The sequence below is a fragment of the Streptomyces sp. NPDC006309 genome, assembly GCF_040613095.1.
Lineage (GTDB): Bacteria > Actinomycetota > Actinomycetes > Streptomycetales > Streptomycetaceae > Streptomyces.
In genome coordinates, this window is record NZ_JBEXRO010000015.1 from 144,706 (window position 1) to 159,529 (window position 14,824).

11 protein-coding genes and 1 pseudogene are annotated in these 14,824 nt (G+C 74.6%); 6 read left to right on the top strand and 6 right to left on the bottom strand.

What is annotated here, in order from left to right; all coding sequences use genetic code 11:
* The first annotated feature begins 54 nt into the window (after nucleotides 1-54).
* The gene (locus tag ABZ117_RS20765) at nucleotides 55-1,047 is read left to right on the top strand and encodes an acyl-CoA desaturase (RefSeq protein ID WP_356822750.1); all 993 of its coding nucleotides are present in this window, start codon (nucleotides 55-57) and stop codon (nucleotides 1,045-1,047) included.
* Nucleotides 1,048-1,074: 27 nt separating this feature from the next.
* Here the strand turns inward: ABZ117_RS20765 and ABZ117_RS20770 are convergent, their stop codons facing one another.
* Entirely contained in the window at nucleotides 1,075-1,824 is a 750-nt protein-coding gene (locus ABZ117_RS20770) for a hypothetical protein (protein ID WP_356822751.1), read from the bottom strand.
* A gap of 104 nt (nucleotides 1,825-1,928) precedes the next feature.
* Nucleotides 1,929-2,054 carry a hypothetical protein gene (locus ABZ117_RS20775; RefSeq protein ID WP_356822753.1) on the bottom strand — a complete coding sequence of 42 codons (126 nt, stop codon included), beginning with the start codon at nucleotides 2,052-2,054 and terminating at the stop codon, nucleotides 1,929-1,931.
* Between the two features lie 1,839 nt (nucleotides 2,055-3,893).
* Between ABZ117_RS20775 and ABZ117_RS20780 the strand changes: the two genes are divergently transcribed.
* The gene (locus tag ABZ117_RS20780; RefSeq protein WP_356822755.1) at nucleotides 3,894-4,094 is read left to right on the top strand and encodes a hypothetical protein; all 201 of its coding nucleotides are present in this window, start codon (nucleotides 3,894-3,896) and stop codon (nucleotides 4,092-4,094) included.
* Between the two features lie 114 nt (nucleotides 4,095-4,208).
* Here ABZ117_RS20780 and ABZ117_RS20785 read toward each other — a convergent pair whose 3' ends face one another.
* Entirely contained in the window at nucleotides 4,209-4,667 is a 459-nt protein-coding gene (locus ABZ117_RS20785; protein WP_356822757.1) for an NAD(P)H-dependent oxidoreductase, read from the bottom strand.
* Nucleotides 4,668-4,790: 123 nt separating this feature from the next.
* On the opposite strand from ABZ117_RS20785, the gene ABZ117_RS20790 reads away from it, so the two are divergent.
* Nucleotides 4,791-5,432, top strand: a complete 642-nt coding sequence (locus ABZ117_RS20790) for a class I SAM-dependent methyltransferase (RefSeq protein WP_356822759.1) — start codon at nucleotides 4,791-4,793, stop codon at nucleotides 5,430-5,432.
* Nucleotides 5,433-5,438: 6 nt separating this feature from the next.
* Here the strand turns inward: ABZ117_RS20790 and ABZ117_RS20795 are convergent, their stop codons facing one another.
* The gene (locus ABZ117_RS20795) at nucleotides 5,439-6,767 is read right to left on the bottom strand and encodes a lipase family protein (protein ID WP_356822761.1); all 1,329 of its coding nucleotides are present in this window, start codon (nucleotides 6,765-6,767) and stop codon (nucleotides 5,439-5,441) included.
* A gap of 262 nt (nucleotides 6,768-7,029) precedes the next feature.
* Here ABZ117_RS20795 and ABZ117_RS20800 point away from each other — a divergent pair, with 262 nt between their 5' ends.
* Complete coding sequence (locus ABZ117_RS20800; RefSeq protein ID WP_356822763.1) at nucleotides 7,030-7,734, top strand: lipoprotein; 705 nt, start codon at nucleotides 7,030-7,032, stop codon at nucleotides 7,732-7,734.
* A 24-nt stretch (nucleotides 7,735-7,758) separates the two neighbouring features.
* Here the strand turns inward: ABZ117_RS20800 and ABZ117_RS20805 are convergent, their stop codons facing one another.
* Nucleotides 7,759-8,397, bottom strand: coding sequence for a GNAT family N-acetyltransferase (locus ABZ117_RS20805; RefSeq protein ID WP_356822765.1), 639 nt, complete (start codon nucleotides 8,395-8,397; stop codon nucleotides 7,759-7,761).
* A gap of 154 nt (nucleotides 8,398-8,551) precedes the next feature.
* Nucleotides 8,552-10,645 carry a DUF1996 domain-containing protein gene (locus ABZ117_RS20810; RefSeq protein WP_356822840.1) on the bottom strand — a complete coding sequence of 698 codons (2,094 nt, stop codon included), beginning with the start codon at nucleotides 10,643-10,645 and terminating at the stop codon, nucleotides 8,552-8,554.
* A gap of 1,658 nt (nucleotides 10,646-12,303) precedes the next feature.
* Here ABZ117_RS20810 and ABZ117_RS20815 point away from each other — a divergent pair.
* Together ABZ117_RS20815 and ABZ117_RS20820 are read left to right on the top strand one after the other, a co-directional pair.
* A pseudogene (locus tag ABZ117_RS20815) lies at nucleotides 12,304-12,669 on the top strand (C40 family peptidase); the annotation flags it as partial.
* 171 nt (nucleotides 12,670-12,840) lie between these two features.
* Nucleotides 12,841-14,205, top strand: a complete 1,365-nt coding sequence (locus ABZ117_RS20820) for an FAD-dependent oxidoreductase (protein WP_356822767.1) — start codon at nucleotides 12,841-12,843, stop codon at nucleotides 14,203-14,205.
* The last annotated feature ends 619 nt before the right edge of the window (nucleotides 14,206-14,824 follow it).

Consider the following 14,824-nt stretch of genomic DNA (forward strand, 5'->3'; position numbering starts at 1 on the left):
GACCCCCTGCACTCCCCCGACGGCACCGGTCCCCCATCTGGCGGAGGGCGCGTCGTGACCACGTCCGCCGAACGCCCGGGGGACCTGCGGTCCCCGCTTCCCGACACCGTCCCGGTCGGCCGGCCGCTGCGCACCGGTTACCTGCTGACCCTCGTGGTGGGCCCCCTCGCCGTCCTGGCGCTGGCGCTGCCGGCGGCCCTGGCCGCCGGGTGGGGGCCGCGCTGGTACGACGCGGTCCTCGGCGCCGGAATGTACGCGCTGTCCATCATGGGCGTCACCGCCGGCTACCACCGGCACTTCACCCACACGTCGTTCCGGGCGAAACGGCCGCTGCGGATCGCCCTCGGTGTCGCGGGCGGCCTCGCCCTGGAGGGCCCGGTGACCATGTGGGTGGCCGAACACCGCCGCCACCACCAGTACGCCGACCGGGAGGGCGACCCGCACTCGCCGTGGGCGTACGGCACCACCCGGCGGGCGCTGGCCAAGGGGCTGTGGCACGCCCAGGTCGGCTGGTTCTCCTCCTCACCCGTCCGCTCCCACTACCCGCGCTACGCGCCCGATCTGCTCGCCGACCCGGACGTGCGCCGCCTGGACCGCTGCTACCCGGTGACCGCCGCCGTCTCCCTCGGCCTGCCGCCCGCTCTGGTCCTCGCGGTCTCCCACGACTGGCACTGCGCGCTGGTCACGTTCTTCTGGGCGAGCCTCGTCCGGTACGCCGTCGTCCACCATGTCACCTGGTCGGTCAACTCCGTCGCGCACGCCTTCGGTGCCCGGCACTACCGCACCCGCGACCAGTCCCGGGACGTGCCGTGGGTGGCGCTGCTGACCTTCGGCGAGGGCTGGCACAACCTCCACCACGCCGACCCCGGCAGCGCCCGGCACGGCGCCCTGGCGGGCCAGCCGGACCTGACGGCCTGGCTCATCGCCCGGTTCGAGCGGTGGGGCTGGGCGTACGACGTGCGCTGGCCGGACGGACGGCGGATCGCCGGCCGGCTGACCACGGAGGCGGCGGGACGGCGGGCACCGCGGCGGCACGACCGTGGCTGACGGGCCGGCTGACGGGCGCGCTCGTGGTCAGGCGCCGGGGAAGTACCGGGAGAAGGGGGTGGGGTCGACGGCGAACGTGCCGTTGAAGGGGTGGTTGAGCTGGTAGACCAGCAGCACGGTGAACGTGATGAGACCCGTCAGCCCCATCACCATCACCACATGGGTGAGGCTCCTGCGCACCCCGAACATGAACATGAAGGCGACGGTCAGCACACCGCCGACGATCAGCCCGAACCACAGCACCGGCGACAGGCTGTTGCCCACATCGGCCTCCCGGCCGCGCCGGGCGTCGTCCAGGGTGCTGAGCTGGGCCAGGGACTCCTGGAGCGTGGCCTGCTGGGCGGGGGTGGCGTCGACCGGCACCTGGCTCGCGGCCCGGAGGTCGTTCAGCAGGTCCCAGCCGCGCCGGCCCGGCGGCTGCCCGCTCGTCATGGCGGGCCACTCGGCGGACACGACGGTGTGCACGTACATGTCGACGGCATCGCGCGTCTGTTCGGCCTGCGCGGCCGGGAGTCCGGCGGCCAGCAGGCGGATCTGGTGGGCGGCGCTCGCCTCCGCCTGCACATGGCCCTCGGCGCCCGACCGGGACTCCCACACGGACACCATCGACAGCCCCAGCACCAGCGCGTAGAGCACGCCGACCATCATGGAGATGTACTCGGCGACGTCCTCGCGGGGTTCCGCGTCCGGGGCGGGGGGCCAGTAGTGATGCCGGATCACCACGATGCCTGCGGCGACCACGGCGATCCCCAGCACCACGGCGAAGATCTCGATCATCGACTCGGTCTCCTGTCGGTGTTCTGCGGGGAGTCAGGGCTGGGGACTTGGGGAATTCGGGGGCTTGGAGGGCTGGGGGGTCAGAGGGTTCATCTCGCCGCCGGTCACGGGCTGATGCGCCGGGAGCCGAGGAGGGCGGCGGCCAGGGCGGCGGGGATCAGCATCAGGAACAGCACAGCCAGCAGGCCGAGCCCGGTCGGACCGCCGCCGGGCCGGACGAAGCGGGACATGATGGACGGGCTGTGCGGTTGCCGAGGAGGGGTACGGGAGTTCCGCCCGGGCGGCCGGCCCGGTACGGTCGCCTCGCCGGCAGTGCCCTGACCGGTGGCCGTCCGGCCGGTGGTCGTCCCACCTGAGGTCGTCCGGCCGGCGGCGCCCTGACCGCCGGTCGCCTGGCCTCCTGTCTGCTGGCCGCCCGTTGACCGGCCGCCGGCTGTTCCGCCTCCGATCGCTTCGCCTCCGGTGGCCCCACCGCCGGCACCCTCACCGCCGGCCGCCCCGCCCTCGCCGGCCGTGGCGCCCGTTCCCGCTCCGGCGGCAGCGCCTGCCTCGGCCCCGGCACCTGTTCCCGCCCCGGCGGCCGCGCCCGTTCCCGCTCCGGCGGCCCCGCCTCCGGTGGTGCCTCCGCCACCGGCCGCTGCCGCTCCCCCAGCGGCTGCCGCGCCCGCACCCGCACCCGCACCGACGCCCGCTGCAACGCCAGCCGCCCCCGCGCCCAGTGCACCACCGGCACCACCGGCACCGCCGGCACCAGCAGCGCCACCGGCTCCGGCCCCCGCGCCCGCCGCGGCACCGCCTGCACCGGCCCCAGTTCCCGCCGCGGCACCCGCTCCGGCCGGGGCACCGGCCGCGGTGCCTCCTCCGGCCGCGGCGCCTCCCCCCGCTGCCCCAGCGCCTGCGCCCGCACCTCCTCCCGCTGCCGCAGCACCGGCCCCGGCCCCCACCCCCGCTGCGGCACCTCCCGCACCGGCTGCTCCCGCCCCGGCGGCCGTTCCAGCCCCGGCGGCGCCAGCTCCTGCCCCGGCCCCCGCAGCCGTGCCCGCACCCGCACCCGCACCCGCACCCGCCGCTGCCCCAGCCCCGGCCCCCGCAGCCGTGCCCGCACCCGCGCCTCCGCCCGCCGCCACCCCGGCCACCGCTCCGGCGCCCCCGGCCCCAGCCCCCGGTGCTCCCACGGCCGGGCCCGGTGCCGCGCCCGGAGGGAGGACTCCGGGTACGGGTGCGGGCCCGCCGGGGGGTGGCAGGGGTGGAGGTGGCGGGAAGGTGACGCCGGGTGGCAGGGGCAGGACCGGTGGCGCCGGGGGCGGTGCCGGCACGGGGGGCGGGACGGGGACGGGAGGCGGTGGCGGAGCCGGTGGGGCGGGTGGGGGAACGGCGGGGGGTGGTGTGGGGGGCGGTGGCACCGGGACCGGTGGTGGCGGGGGCGGGTACAGCGTGAAGGAGCCGGACGCGTCGGCCGTCAGCAGCGGCGCCCGCTTCGGGCAGCCGTCGGGCCGGAGGGTGCTGATCCGGTCGGTCCCGGTCACATGCCCCTCGCTGAAGTACTGGCCCGCAGGCCGCTCCACGGTCGCCTGGCAGCGCACGGAGTCCCCGGGGTCGAGGCTCGGGACGGTGTCGTCGCCGGCCGGGCAGACGATGCCGGGCGGCTGGAGCACGGGATCGGTGAGGCGGAGGTCGAGCACCGTACGGTTGCCGGTGTTGGACACGTCGTAGAGGACGGTGACCGGGCCGGGTGCCAGGGGCTGGCCCGGTACCCCCACCTCGGTCACGACCGTCTCGGACAGGGCCGGCCGGCCGCCGACGCCGGCGTATCCGGAGCGGGCGGTGGCCCGGGACTCCTGGCCGAGGGAGGGGATGCGGCCGACGGCCGTGACGTCGGCGATCCAGGTGCCTTCGCGCGCGGTGGCCCACGCGGTGCAGGTGGCGGAGTCCAGGCCGCGGAGCATCGGGACGTGGTCGTCGCCGCCGGGGCAGCGGATCCCGGCGCCCGGCAGCCCCGGGTCGTTCACCCGTACGTCGTACAGGTCGGCTCCGCTGCGGTTGATCAGCCGGTACGCCTTCACCAGTGGGTGGCCGACGCGGATGCCGGGGTGGGTGGCCCCGGTGCCCGGCCGGGTGTCGACGTCGACCTCCAGGGCGAGCCCGTCGCTGCCCGCGCCGTCGGCGACGGCGCGGTCCACCGGTCCGCCGGACACGGCCACGAGCAGCGGAAGGACGACGGCGAGACGTGCCCCGAGGGCCACGCCAGCACCTCCCTAGTAGTCCTATGAACATATAAATAGGACTAACAGAGCGGCCCGGTGGCGTGCTTCGGCCCACGCCGGTCACGATGCACAACCGCACGAGGATCACTCCGGTGGCCGCGCGGCCCGTACCGGGACGCCTCAGCCGTCCGGCATCAGGCCCGCCGCGAGTGTGGCTCCCAGCTCCCAGCACGCCTCGGTGTCGCCCGTGCCCGGCGTACCGGTGACGGTCACCGCGTCGGCCGCCCGGCGCCAGGCGAGACCCGTGGTGACGGCCTCGAGGGCGCGGACGGCTCCGGTGACGTCGTTGCCGCCGTGGACGTAGTAGCCGAACGGACGGCCCCGGGTCTCGTCCAGGCAGGGGTAGTAGATCTGGTCGAAGAAGTGTTTCAGGGCGCCGGACATGTAGCCCAGGTTCGCGGGCGTGCCGAGCAGGTAGCCGTCGGCTTCCAGCACGTCGGAGGCGGTGGCGGACAGGGCCGCCCGGCGTACGACGCGCACGCCCTCGATCTCGGGTGTCGTCGCGCCCGCCACGACGGCTTCGAGCAGCGCCTGGCAGTTCGGGGACGGCGTGTGATGGACGATCAGCAAGGTAGGCACGCACCGCACCCTGCCGTGCGCCCGCCGCTGCCCGCAAACGCCGCGTGCCGGCAGGCGTCACGGGCGCCCGCCCGGGGTAGGACGGTGTCCGGCAGCCCGCACACGGCGACGGAAGGGGACGTGGTGGCGGAGGACGATCGCCGGGTACCGGCCGCCGAGGTGTTCGACGCGCTGGGAATCGCCTACGAGGAGGCGTTCGCCGCGTCCGAGCCGCACCGGGCGTCGCTGCGCCGGCTGCTGGAGCGGCTGGCGCCGGGCAGCAGGGTGCTGGACGTGGGCAGCGGGACCGGCCGGCCGACCGCGCAGACCCTCACCGAGGCCGGGCACCGGGTGCTGGGCGTGGATGTCTCCCCGGTGATGACGGAGCTGGCCGCCCGGCAGGTGCCCGCCGCGGACTTCCGGCTCGCCGACATCCGTGAACTGCCGTTGGAGGACGCCTCCTTCGACGCCGTGTGCGCCTACTTCCCGCTGCTCCAGATGTCCCGCGCCGAGCAGGCCGCCGTCGTGGCGAAGCTGGCCCGCGCCGTGCGGCCCGGCGGGTCGGTCGCACTGGCCACCGTGCCCCTCGACGTGGAGGACGCCGAGGGGTTCTTCATGGGGCAGCCGGTACGGGTGACGAGCTTCGCCGCCGGCGCCTTCACGGACCTGGTGACCGGGGCCGGCCTGACGGTACTGACCGAGGAGCACGCCGTGTTCACCCCGGCCCACCCCGACGCCGTACCGGAGCCGCACCTGTTCCTGCACGCCGTGCGCGGGGCGCCGTGACGCCGGTCAGGGCTGGAGGGGCAGCAGCCGGCAGGTGGAGCCGGCGGGCCGGCCCGCGAGCCGGTCGGTGAGCCAGTCGACGGCGTCCCCCTGGTCGGCGAGCAGCGGCGCGAAGTGGTTGAGCAGGGCCCGGCCCAACTGCGGTGCTAGCACCGGAACATAGGTGACGTCGGCGCCCTTGCGGCACCAGTCGACGGCCAGCCGGCGGGCCTGCGCGTGCGGGACGAGGTCGTCGTTGATCCCCGTCGCCACCCGCACCGGACCGGTGGGCTTCCGCGTGCCGATGCGCTGCCGGTCGAGGAAGTCCCGCAGAGCGGGCTCGGCCGCGACGACATCGGCGAGGGAGGACCCGTCGGTCGTCCAGGCGCTGCTGTGCGCGGAGTTGTAGGAGAGGATCGCGTCGCCGACGCACATCGTGGACAGGTCGGCCAGCGCGGCCTTGCCCGCCGCGTTCAGATGCCTGTCGGCGATCGGCCTGAGCGCGGGGTCGGACTGCAGGAAGCCGTTGACGGCCCAGCCGAGCGCGCCGGCCAGGTCGCTGCCGTCGATCGCCTCCGTCACCTTGGCGAGATCGGCGGGCGGTGCCCCCGAGTAGGTGCCGGCCAGGGTGACGTCGGGGGCGTAGGAGGGCTGGAGTTCGGCCGCGGCGGCGGTCGCACCACCTCCCTGGCTGTAGCCGTACAGCCCGACGGGCGAGGCCGCCGTGACCGAGGCGCCCTCCAGGTGCCGGGCCGCGCGGACCGCGTCCAGCACGGCGTGGGCGCCGTCGAGCCGGTTGACGTAGGTGTGCAGTCTGTCGGTCGTGCCGAGTCCGGCGTAGTCGGTGACGACGACGGCCACACCCTCGGCGAGCATGCGGTAGATCGCCAGGTCCTCGTAACCGACGGACACCGTGCGGCCGTTGAGGGTCAGCGGGTGTTCGAGGCCGAGCGAGGCGGCGCACTGGTCGCCCTGGCCCATGGTGCCGGGGGCCAGCGCGACCAGCGGGCGTGGCCCGCCGTGCTGCCACGCGGCGGCCGGTTCCAGGTAGGCGCCGGTCACCGCGACCGGCTGCCCGGCGGAGTCGGTCGACTTGTACATCAGCCGGGTGGCCCGGCCGGGCAGGGGTCCGTCGAGGCCCGGCAGGCTCAGCGCGAGCGGCAGCCGCTCGCTGCGGACGAGAGCGCCGTCGGCGGCGGGCAGCGCGGCGGGCGGGGTGTAGAAGGCCGGGATGGTGACACCGCGGGACACGACGGTGCCCGTGGCGGTGGCGGGGAGCGCGGCGGCGGTCTGGGCGCCGAGGCAGGCGGCGACGGCGATCGCGAGGGCGGCGGGCACACGGGTGCGCACGGACATGGCGGACCTCCTGGGCGGCGGGGTGGGGCAGGGGGCTCCGGAGCGGCTGGCAGGGACCTTACTTCCGAGTAAGTTACCGGCGGTAGCCTCATGGAGGTCACGGTTGGGTAATGGTGACTTGTTGTCAGCAAGGGCTTCGAAGCTCGTCCGAGGCGCCGCTGTCCGCCCGCTCGGCTACAGTGGCCGGCCGGACAGTGGGGAGACGAAGGTGCAGGTCGAGGTGGGGGGCGTGCAGGTCGTGGGGTTCGCGCGGAGGGCAGCCATGGGCATGGCTGCGGCGGGGGCTGCGCTGACGACGGCGCTCAGCGGCTGCGCCGGGCCGGGCGGTACGGACGACACGGGCCGACCGGAGGCATCCAGCACAGCACCGGCGTCGGCGTCGGCGTCGGCGTCGGCGTCGGCGTCGGCGTCGGCCAAGGCTGGTCCGAGCGGTGGCACGATCGGCGTCGCCGGTTCCGCCTGCGAACTGCCCGTCAGGTTCGACATAGCCCGGCACTGGAAGGCCAAGTCCATCGCCGCCGCCGGGAACGAGCCCAGCGAGGCGTCGGACAAGAAGGACGACAACCTCGGCGGGGCGCTCGCCGACAGCCTCCTCCGGCAGGGGCCGGTCACCGCGGCCTGTGAGATCGACGCCAAGCCCGCCGGGAACATCGGCTTCCTGCGCGTATGGACCGGCGGGACGGGCGATGCCGACGCCGGCGGCGTGCTGCGCGCGTTCGTCGCCGCCGAGGACAACGTCAGCAAGGCCGAGTACCACTCCTTCACGACCGGCGGCGGCGTCACCGCCGTGGAGGTGGAGTACCTCTGCACGAGCGAACTCCTGGAAGAGACCAAGAAGGAGAGCGCCTTCGCGGTCAGCACGCCGGACGGGCCGGTCGTCCTGCACCTCGGCGGCATGGACACCGAGGAGCACGAGGAGATGCGGCCCGCCTACGACCTCGCCAAGCGGACCCTCGAACTGACCTGAGTGCCGTGCGGTCCCCCGACGCGTTCAGGACGCGGCCGTTTCCCGGCCCAGGTAGGTGAGGGGACCGGCGTCCGCGACCGGGATCACGTGGAAACCGAGCCGGTCGTAGAACGCGCGGGCGGCCGTGTTCGCGGTGACCATCCCGAGATGGACCGCCCGCACGCCCCGCCCGCGCAGGGCGGCCAGGAGGGTGTGCAGCAACGCGCGGCCGTAGCCCCGCCGTTGCCACTCCGGCAGCAGGTCGATGTGCAGATGGGCGGGATAGCCGGCGAGTTCGGGCACGAGCATCCGCTCCGGCCGGTGCAGGAGGTGGATCATCTCCTCGGTGGGCGTGCGGGGCGGCGCCGCGGGCTCCGGGTAGCGGCCGGCCAGCCGGGGGATCCAGGTCTGCCGGAAGTCCCTGACGAAGTTTCCGGTGTCCGCGGTCCCGACGACGTAACCCACGGCCCGGCCCCTGCCGTCGTCCAGCACGAAGGCGAGTTCCGGATCGAAGTGGACGTACGGCTCGGCGAAGAGCACCGGCATGAGCCGCGGGTCGGGGTAGATGGCCCGGGAGTCGCCTCCGTTGTGCGCGGTGCGGACACAGACGTCGGCCATGGCTTCGCGGTCGGCGGGGCGGCAGGGGCGGATCGCGGGGGCGGGATGCGCAGGCACAGAGGGCATACCGGCATCCTGGACGCACTGGGAGCGCTCCCACAAGAGGATGGCTCAGGATACGCCCCGGCGACCCCCCTCGGTGGAGAAGGGCCGCCGTAAGAGCTGCCGGGCCGGTGCCGTCAGGTGCTGGTGGTCATGGCCGGCCGGTGGGTGGCCGTGGTCAGTAGCGCAGGCGGCGGGCTCGGATCAGCATGAACAGGCCCGAGAGGGCGAGCAGCGTGCCGATGGCCGCGGGCCACAGGTGGGCCCCGGTCTCCGCCAGACCGCCCCCGGCCGCCTGGGGCGGGGTCTGAGCGGTCACCGGCGGGACGTACCCGGCGGCGCCGGCCTGGCCCGACGCCGAGGACGCGGGGGCCGAGGTGGATGTGGATGTGGAGGCGGACGGGGCCGGTGCCGGCCTGGACGACGTGGCACGGGAAGGGGTCGAAGCGGCCGGAGCGGGCCTGCCTGCCCGGCCGCCCCCGCCCCGGCTCCCGGCGCCCGTCCCGTCCTGCTTGGTGGTGCGGGCCGGCGCGGTGGTCGCCTCGGTTCTCGGTGCCTCAGCGGCGCGGGAGGCCGACGGCCTCGGCGCGAAGGTGGCGCCCCCGCCGGGCTTCGTGGCCGTGTCGCCGGGCTCGGTGGCCGTGTCGCCGCCGAGCTTCGCGCCGGTGTCCCCGCCGGGCTCCGTCGTGGCCCCGTCACCGGGGGCGGGGGTCGCCGGGGACCCGGAGGTCGCCGTGGGCGCCGCGGTCGTGTCCGGGCCGCCGGTACCCGCCGTGGGCGTCGCGGTCGTACCGTCACCGCCGCTGCCGTTGCCGTCGCCACCTCCGCTGCCGCCGGAAGAGCCGCACGTGCGGCCGGAGTTGATGCAGTCGACCATCTCGCGCATCAGGTCCTCGTCGAAGACGTTGATGAAGTCGCCGTGGTCGGTGACGGGCTTGTGGAGCTGCTCGGGGAATGAGTCGACCGCGAACAGGGGGACGGTACGGCCGCCGTCCGCGAGGCTCGGTGCGGCGACCCCGTAGACGATGCGCTGCACCAGCTGCGGTATGGGCCGGAAGCCGGCCGGGCAGGAGCCGTCGGCGGTGGCGAACGCGACGTGGGTGCGGTGGTTGGCGCTGTCGATGTTGCGGCCGTCCCAGCAGCTCTGGAACCGGAAGGTGCGCACGACGTCGCTGCCCCGCGGGCACAGCGGATACTTGTCCTTCAGCTGCCGGTCCTCGTGGCCGGTGCAGCTCCAGGACGCGTTGGCGTTGCCGGGACCGTTGACGAACGCCTTGGCGTCGCCGGTGATGATGCGCAGCAGGCGCGGCATGGCGGTGACCTTGCCGCGCGGGTTGCCGACGAACGTCAGCGTCACCGCCTTGGGGGTGACGATCTGGCCGGCGTTGCCCTCCGTGCCGCCGCCCGGGGCGCCCGCGTCCCGTTCCTGCGTGCCGTTCTGCAGGCGCAGCACCGGCCAGTAGTAGGTGGACCTGTCGCCCTGGTCGACACAGCTCGTGGCGGCTTTCGCCAGGTCGCCGTCGCCGGCGAAGGCGTTGTTGCCCTGATTGCCGACGTAGTCGTGGAAGTGGTGGGCGCCGTTGGAGACGCCGGGGGCGACGATGACGTTGTCCGAGTTGAACAGGCCGTTCGCGTTGACGCCGCAGTCGGAGGTGAAGGTGCCGCGCGAGGCGTCGGACCCCGGGGAGGCGGCCGGCGCGTCGGGCTGTACGGCGGTGATGTCCGCGTAGTCGGAGACGACCGGCCCGTTGCCGGCCTGGCCCGCCCCGTTCTGGCCCTGGCCGCTACCGTTCTGTCCCTGTCCGGTTCCCGCCTGGTCCTGGCCGGTGCCGCTCGGTGTGGCCGTGGGCTGCCCGGTGTCGCCGGGGCGCAGGGTGCAGGCGGCCAGGTCGTCCAGGCCCCGCGGGTGCTCCCCCGCCCGGCCGAGGGCGTCGGTGATGCGGCCGATGGAGGCGGACCGCTTCCCCGTCAGCGGGCTCATGATCGCGTCGGGGGTGGATCCGGTGTCCTGGCCGCCGCCGCCCCGTCCCCATTGCTGGAGTTGCCGGTAGGCCGCCGCCGTCTGCTGGTCGAGCAGGGCGAGTTCACGGTCGACGTCCGGGCGCGCCGCGTCCGGAACCGCCGTCAGCCGGGTGCCGACATCGGGGCAGTCGATCGTCGCCATGCCCGTGGACAGCACGCGTCCGGTGGAGTCCGTGCCGGAGCCGCCGCCCCAGCCCTCGCCGGCCGAGGCGTAGACGTTCACCGCGGCCAGGCCGGCTCCGCCCAGCATCAGGGCGAGCGCCGCGAGGGTCGCGCGTCGTGCGCCGGTCGGGCGTCTGCGCCTGTTGCGTACCAAGGTCGTCCCCTGTGTGTGCTCGCGGTCGGACATGGAATTCCCCAGCCCCATACGGAGGGCGGAGCCGTCGCGTTCAACGGAATCGCGCATTCACCGGAGTCTCACAGGAAACCACGAGCCTCGCCTCTTCCCACTCGAACCTCGTCGCGAACATCACGAATATGTATCGGACATTCCACACCTCAACCTTCACACGAGGTACACACGTTGGCTAGGTTGACGCTCGGCCCGGCCGGCTCAGTCCCGGCGAGCGGCCCAACTGCCCCGCGGGGCGAGGAAGGAGCACGTCTTCCATGGCGCCGGAGAGCCGCGACGAGGTCCGTCAACGGATCGAGTCCCTCTATGACCAGGCCGAGAACGCGACCGGGAACTTCAACGCCACCCGGGCCATGGCCGCCCAACGGCGTTCGCGCGGCGTCCCGTTGGCCAAGCGGACGGGCAGGCGCGCGGAACCGGCGCTGGACACGATGGCCCGGCAGTGGTTCGACGCGGCCCGCGCCAAGCTCGGCCCGACCGTCCCCGCCGTACTGCCCCCCGACCGCCTGCCCGACCGACCGGCCGCCCCGGCGCGGTCCCAGGGCCGGGACGGGGGCGGTGACCTGGCAGGCGACGCGCGGGAGGCCCTGCCCCCGGGGCCGTCGGCACGCACACCCCAGGCGTTGGAGCGGGGCGCGGGAGGCGCGATCGGCGAGTTGCCGGCCGGGAGTACGGGGGGCCGGCCGGACGGCGGGCAGGCCATCGGCGAACTGACCGCCGGATCCGCCGGTTACCCGTGGGCGGCCGACGTGACCGGGATCCTGCCGAGCGGTGGGCACACGGCGGGTGAACCCGCGCACGGGCCGGTGGCGGTGGGTGCGGCCGGCCGGCCGACGGCGATGCTGGAAGGCGGGCGGGCGGTACTGCCCGATCCGGCTCCGCCCCGGCACCTTCCGGGTGTCCGCGACTCGATCACCACCGAAACGCCCGGCCGGAGCAGGACCGAACTGGCGTCGGCAGGCGGCTCGGTGGGCCTGCCGGACCTCGTGGAGCAGGCGCCGGCCGGTGCCGGCGCCGCCGGGGCCGGCCTGCCCCCGGCCGCCGCACTGCCCCTCGCGCAGGCGAACCGGGTCCAGACCCCCAGGACACTGCCCGGTGCCGCGCCGGGTCGCCCCTCCCCCACCGTGTCCAAGGGCGACAGCCGGCGCAGACTCACCGCCGCCCGCGACCTGCTCACCCGGCACGCCTCCTCGCTCGCCCAGGCTTCCAGGTCTGTACAGCCCGCGTACGCGCAGAGCGCGTGGAACTCCGGCGCCCAGCCGGCTTCCTGGGCCACGTCAACGGCCACACCCGCGGTCCCGGCGGCGCCCGGCATGCCGTCAGCGCCGTTCGTCTCCCCCGACGTTCCGGCCGTGGCTGCGCCTGCCGTGACGCACACCGCCGGTTCCCTCCCCGCCGCGACGTACCCGGCGGCCGGCACGGGCGGCCACCCGGCCATGACGGCTCCCGTCATGGCGACCACCCTTCACGTCACGGGCACGGGCACGGGCTCGTATCCGTACCCGGCCGCATCCACATCCGCCGGCGTCGGCGTCGGCGTCGGCGTCGGCGTCGACTCCCGGGCCCTGCGGGCCGCCAAGGCGATCGCGTTCGCCCGGGGGCAGGTCGGGAGACCGTGCGTATGGGGCGCGACCGGGCCGGGTTCGTACGACTGCTCCAGCCTCGTCCAGGCCGCGTGGAAGGCCGCCGGGGTCATGCTGCCGCGCGCGGCGCACGAGCAGGCCCTGGCGGGCACCCCGGTCACGGTGGCCGGCGCGGAACCCGGTGACCTCGTCCTCTTCTTCGACGACGACCGGCATGTGGGTCTCTATGTCGGTGACGGGATGATGGTGCACGCCCCGGGGCCGGGATCGACCATCCGCGAGGAGTCGGTCTACGGGGCCGGGGAAGCGGCGATCCACCGCGTCGTCCGGCCCGCGTGACCCGGAGGCGGCAGGTGAGCCGGGTCGGTGGAACCCGGCTCATAAGCCGGCCCTCGACAACCCATAAGATGGCCTTATGGGGTCATAGGCCGGACCCCCGTACCTACTTAGGTCTGCCTTAGTTTAGGCTTCCTGTTCGAGTCGCCGTTCACACTCGAAGGGAACCTGATCATGCCGCGCCCCCTGCGGGTAGCCATCGTCGGAGCCGGCCCCGCCGGGATCTACGCCGCCGATGCCCTGCTCAAGTCCGAGGTGGCCGCCGACCCCGGTGTGTCCATCGACCTCTTCGAGCGGATGCCCGCCCCGTTCGGCCTGATCCGGTACGGCGTCGCGCCCGACCACCCGCGCATCAAGGGCATCATCACCGCCCTGCACCAGGTGCTCGACAAGCCGCAGATCCGCCTGTTCGGGAACGTCGACTACCCGACCGACATCAGCCTCGACGACCTGCGCGCCTTCTATGACGCGGTCATCTTCTCCACCGGCGCGATGGCCGACCGGGACCTGTCGATACCCGGCATCGACCTGGACGGCTCCTACGGCGCCGCCGACTTCGTCTCCTGGTACGACGGCCACCCGGACGTGCCGCGCACCTGGCCGCTGGAGGCCGAGAAGGTCGCCGTCCTCGGTGTCGGCAACGTCGCCCTCGACGTCGCCCGCATCCTGGCGAAGACCGCCGACGAGCTGCTGCCGACCGAGATCCCGCCGAACGTCCACGACGGTCTCAAGGCCAACAAGGCAGTGGAGATCCACGTGTTCGGCCGCCGTGGGCCGGCGCAGGCGAAGTTCAGCCCGATGGAGCTGCGCGAGCTGGACCACTCCCCGAACATCGAGGTCATCGTCGACCCCGAGGACATCGACTACGACGAGGGCTCGATCGAGACCCGCCGCGGCAACAAGCAGGCCGACATGGTCGCCAAGACCCTGGAGAACTGGGCGATCCGGGACGTCGGCAACCGCCCGCACAAGCTGTTCCTGCACTTCTTCGAGTCGCCTGCGGAGATCCTCGGCGAGGACGGCAAGGTCGTCGGCCTGCGCACCGAGCGCACCGCCCTGGACGGCACCGGCAACGTCAAGGGCACCGGCGAGTTCAAGGACTGGGACGTCACGGCGGTCTACCGCGCGGTCGGCTATCTCTCCGAGAAGCTGCCCAAGCTGCCCTGGGACATCGACTCCGGCACCGTCCCGGACAAGGGCGGCCGCGTGATCGAGGAGGGCGGCACGCCGCTGCGTTCCGCCTATGTCACCGGCTGGATCCGGCGCGGCCCCGTCGGCCTGATCGGCCACACCAAGGGTGACGCCAACGAGACCGTCGCCAACCTCCTGGACGACTACGCGAACGGCCGCCTGGACACCCCGGCCACGCCCGAGCCGGAGGCCGTGGACGCCTTCCTGGCCGGTCGTGACGTCCGCTTCACCACCTGGGAGGGCTGGTACCGGCTGGACGCCGCCGAGCGTGCCCTGGGCGAGCCGCAGGGCCGCGAGCGGGTGAAGATCGTCGAGCGCGAGGACATGCTGCGGGCCAGCGGGGCGTGAGTTCCGCACCCGGTCGGGTGTCGCGGGGGCCGGTGCCGGTGCACCGGCCCCCGCGCCGTTCGGGCCCGGACCGCCCGGACGGACGGCTCGTGCGGTGGCACAGTGGACAGGTGGCACCGGTGGCACTCGACGTCCGGATGCCGGTGACCGGGGTCGCCGCGCTGTCGCCCGCCGCCCGGTGCGGCTCGGCCCCGTATCGCGAGCCGCCGGGCGAAGCGGCCGGGAGCGGCGGGGAGCAGCGCGGGGCGAGGCGCCGTGCGGGCCCCCGCCCTGCGCGCCCGACCGGACGGAGCCAGCCTCCTCTGTGAGCTGCGGCGGCGGTCGCCGCGGCCCACGGGAGGCGCGAGCGCGGGGTGGACGGTCGGGGCGAGCGTCCGGGGCGGAGTCCGGGAAGACAGCGCGGAGGGAGTCGTACACCTCGACACGGTGGCGCACGCCCGGCGCTGCCACGCCGGCCGCCCGAGCATCGGTCACGGGTCCGCCACCGCGGCCGTGCGCGGGCACCGCGGCGCGTGCCTTCACCGAACGCACGCCCGGAGACGAGCCGTTCGTCGACCCGCTGACGGCGCGGCGCCTCTGTGCCGGTCTGCCCCACCCTGAGCCCCGGCAGGGTGAACGG

Excerpts from the sequence above, each read along its gene's own strand:
- ABZ117_RS20770 (WP_356822751.1), bottom strand. The coding sequence starts at position 1,824 with ATGATCGAGATCTTCGCCGTGGTGCTGGGGATCGCCGTGGTCGCCGCA.
- ABZ117_RS20775 (WP_356822753.1), bottom strand. The coding sequence starts at position 2,054 with ATGTCCCGCTTCGTCCGGCCCGGCGGCGGTCCGACCGGGCTCGGCCTG.
- ABZ117_RS20795 (WP_356822761.1), bottom strand. The coding sequence starts at position 6,767 with ATGTCCGTGCGCACCCGTGTGCCCGCCGCCCTCGCGATCGCCGTCGCC.
- ABZ117_RS20800 (WP_356822763.1), top strand. The coding sequence starts at position 7,030 with ATGGGCATGGCTGCGGCGGGGGCTGCGCTGACGACGGCGCTCAGCGGC.
- ABZ117_RS20805 (WP_356822765.1), bottom strand. The coding sequence starts at position 8,397 with ATGCCCTCTGTGCCTGCGCATCCCGCCCCCGCGATCCGCCCCTGCCGC.
- ABZ117_RS20810 (WP_356822840.1), bottom strand. The coding sequence starts at position 10,645 with ATGCTGGGCGGAGCCGGCCTGGCCGCGGTGAACGTCTACGCCTCGGCC.
- ABZ117_RS20820 (WP_356822767.1), top strand. The coding sequence starts at position 12,841 with ATGCCGCGCCCCCTGCGGGTAGCCATCGTCGGAGCCGGCCCCGCCGGG.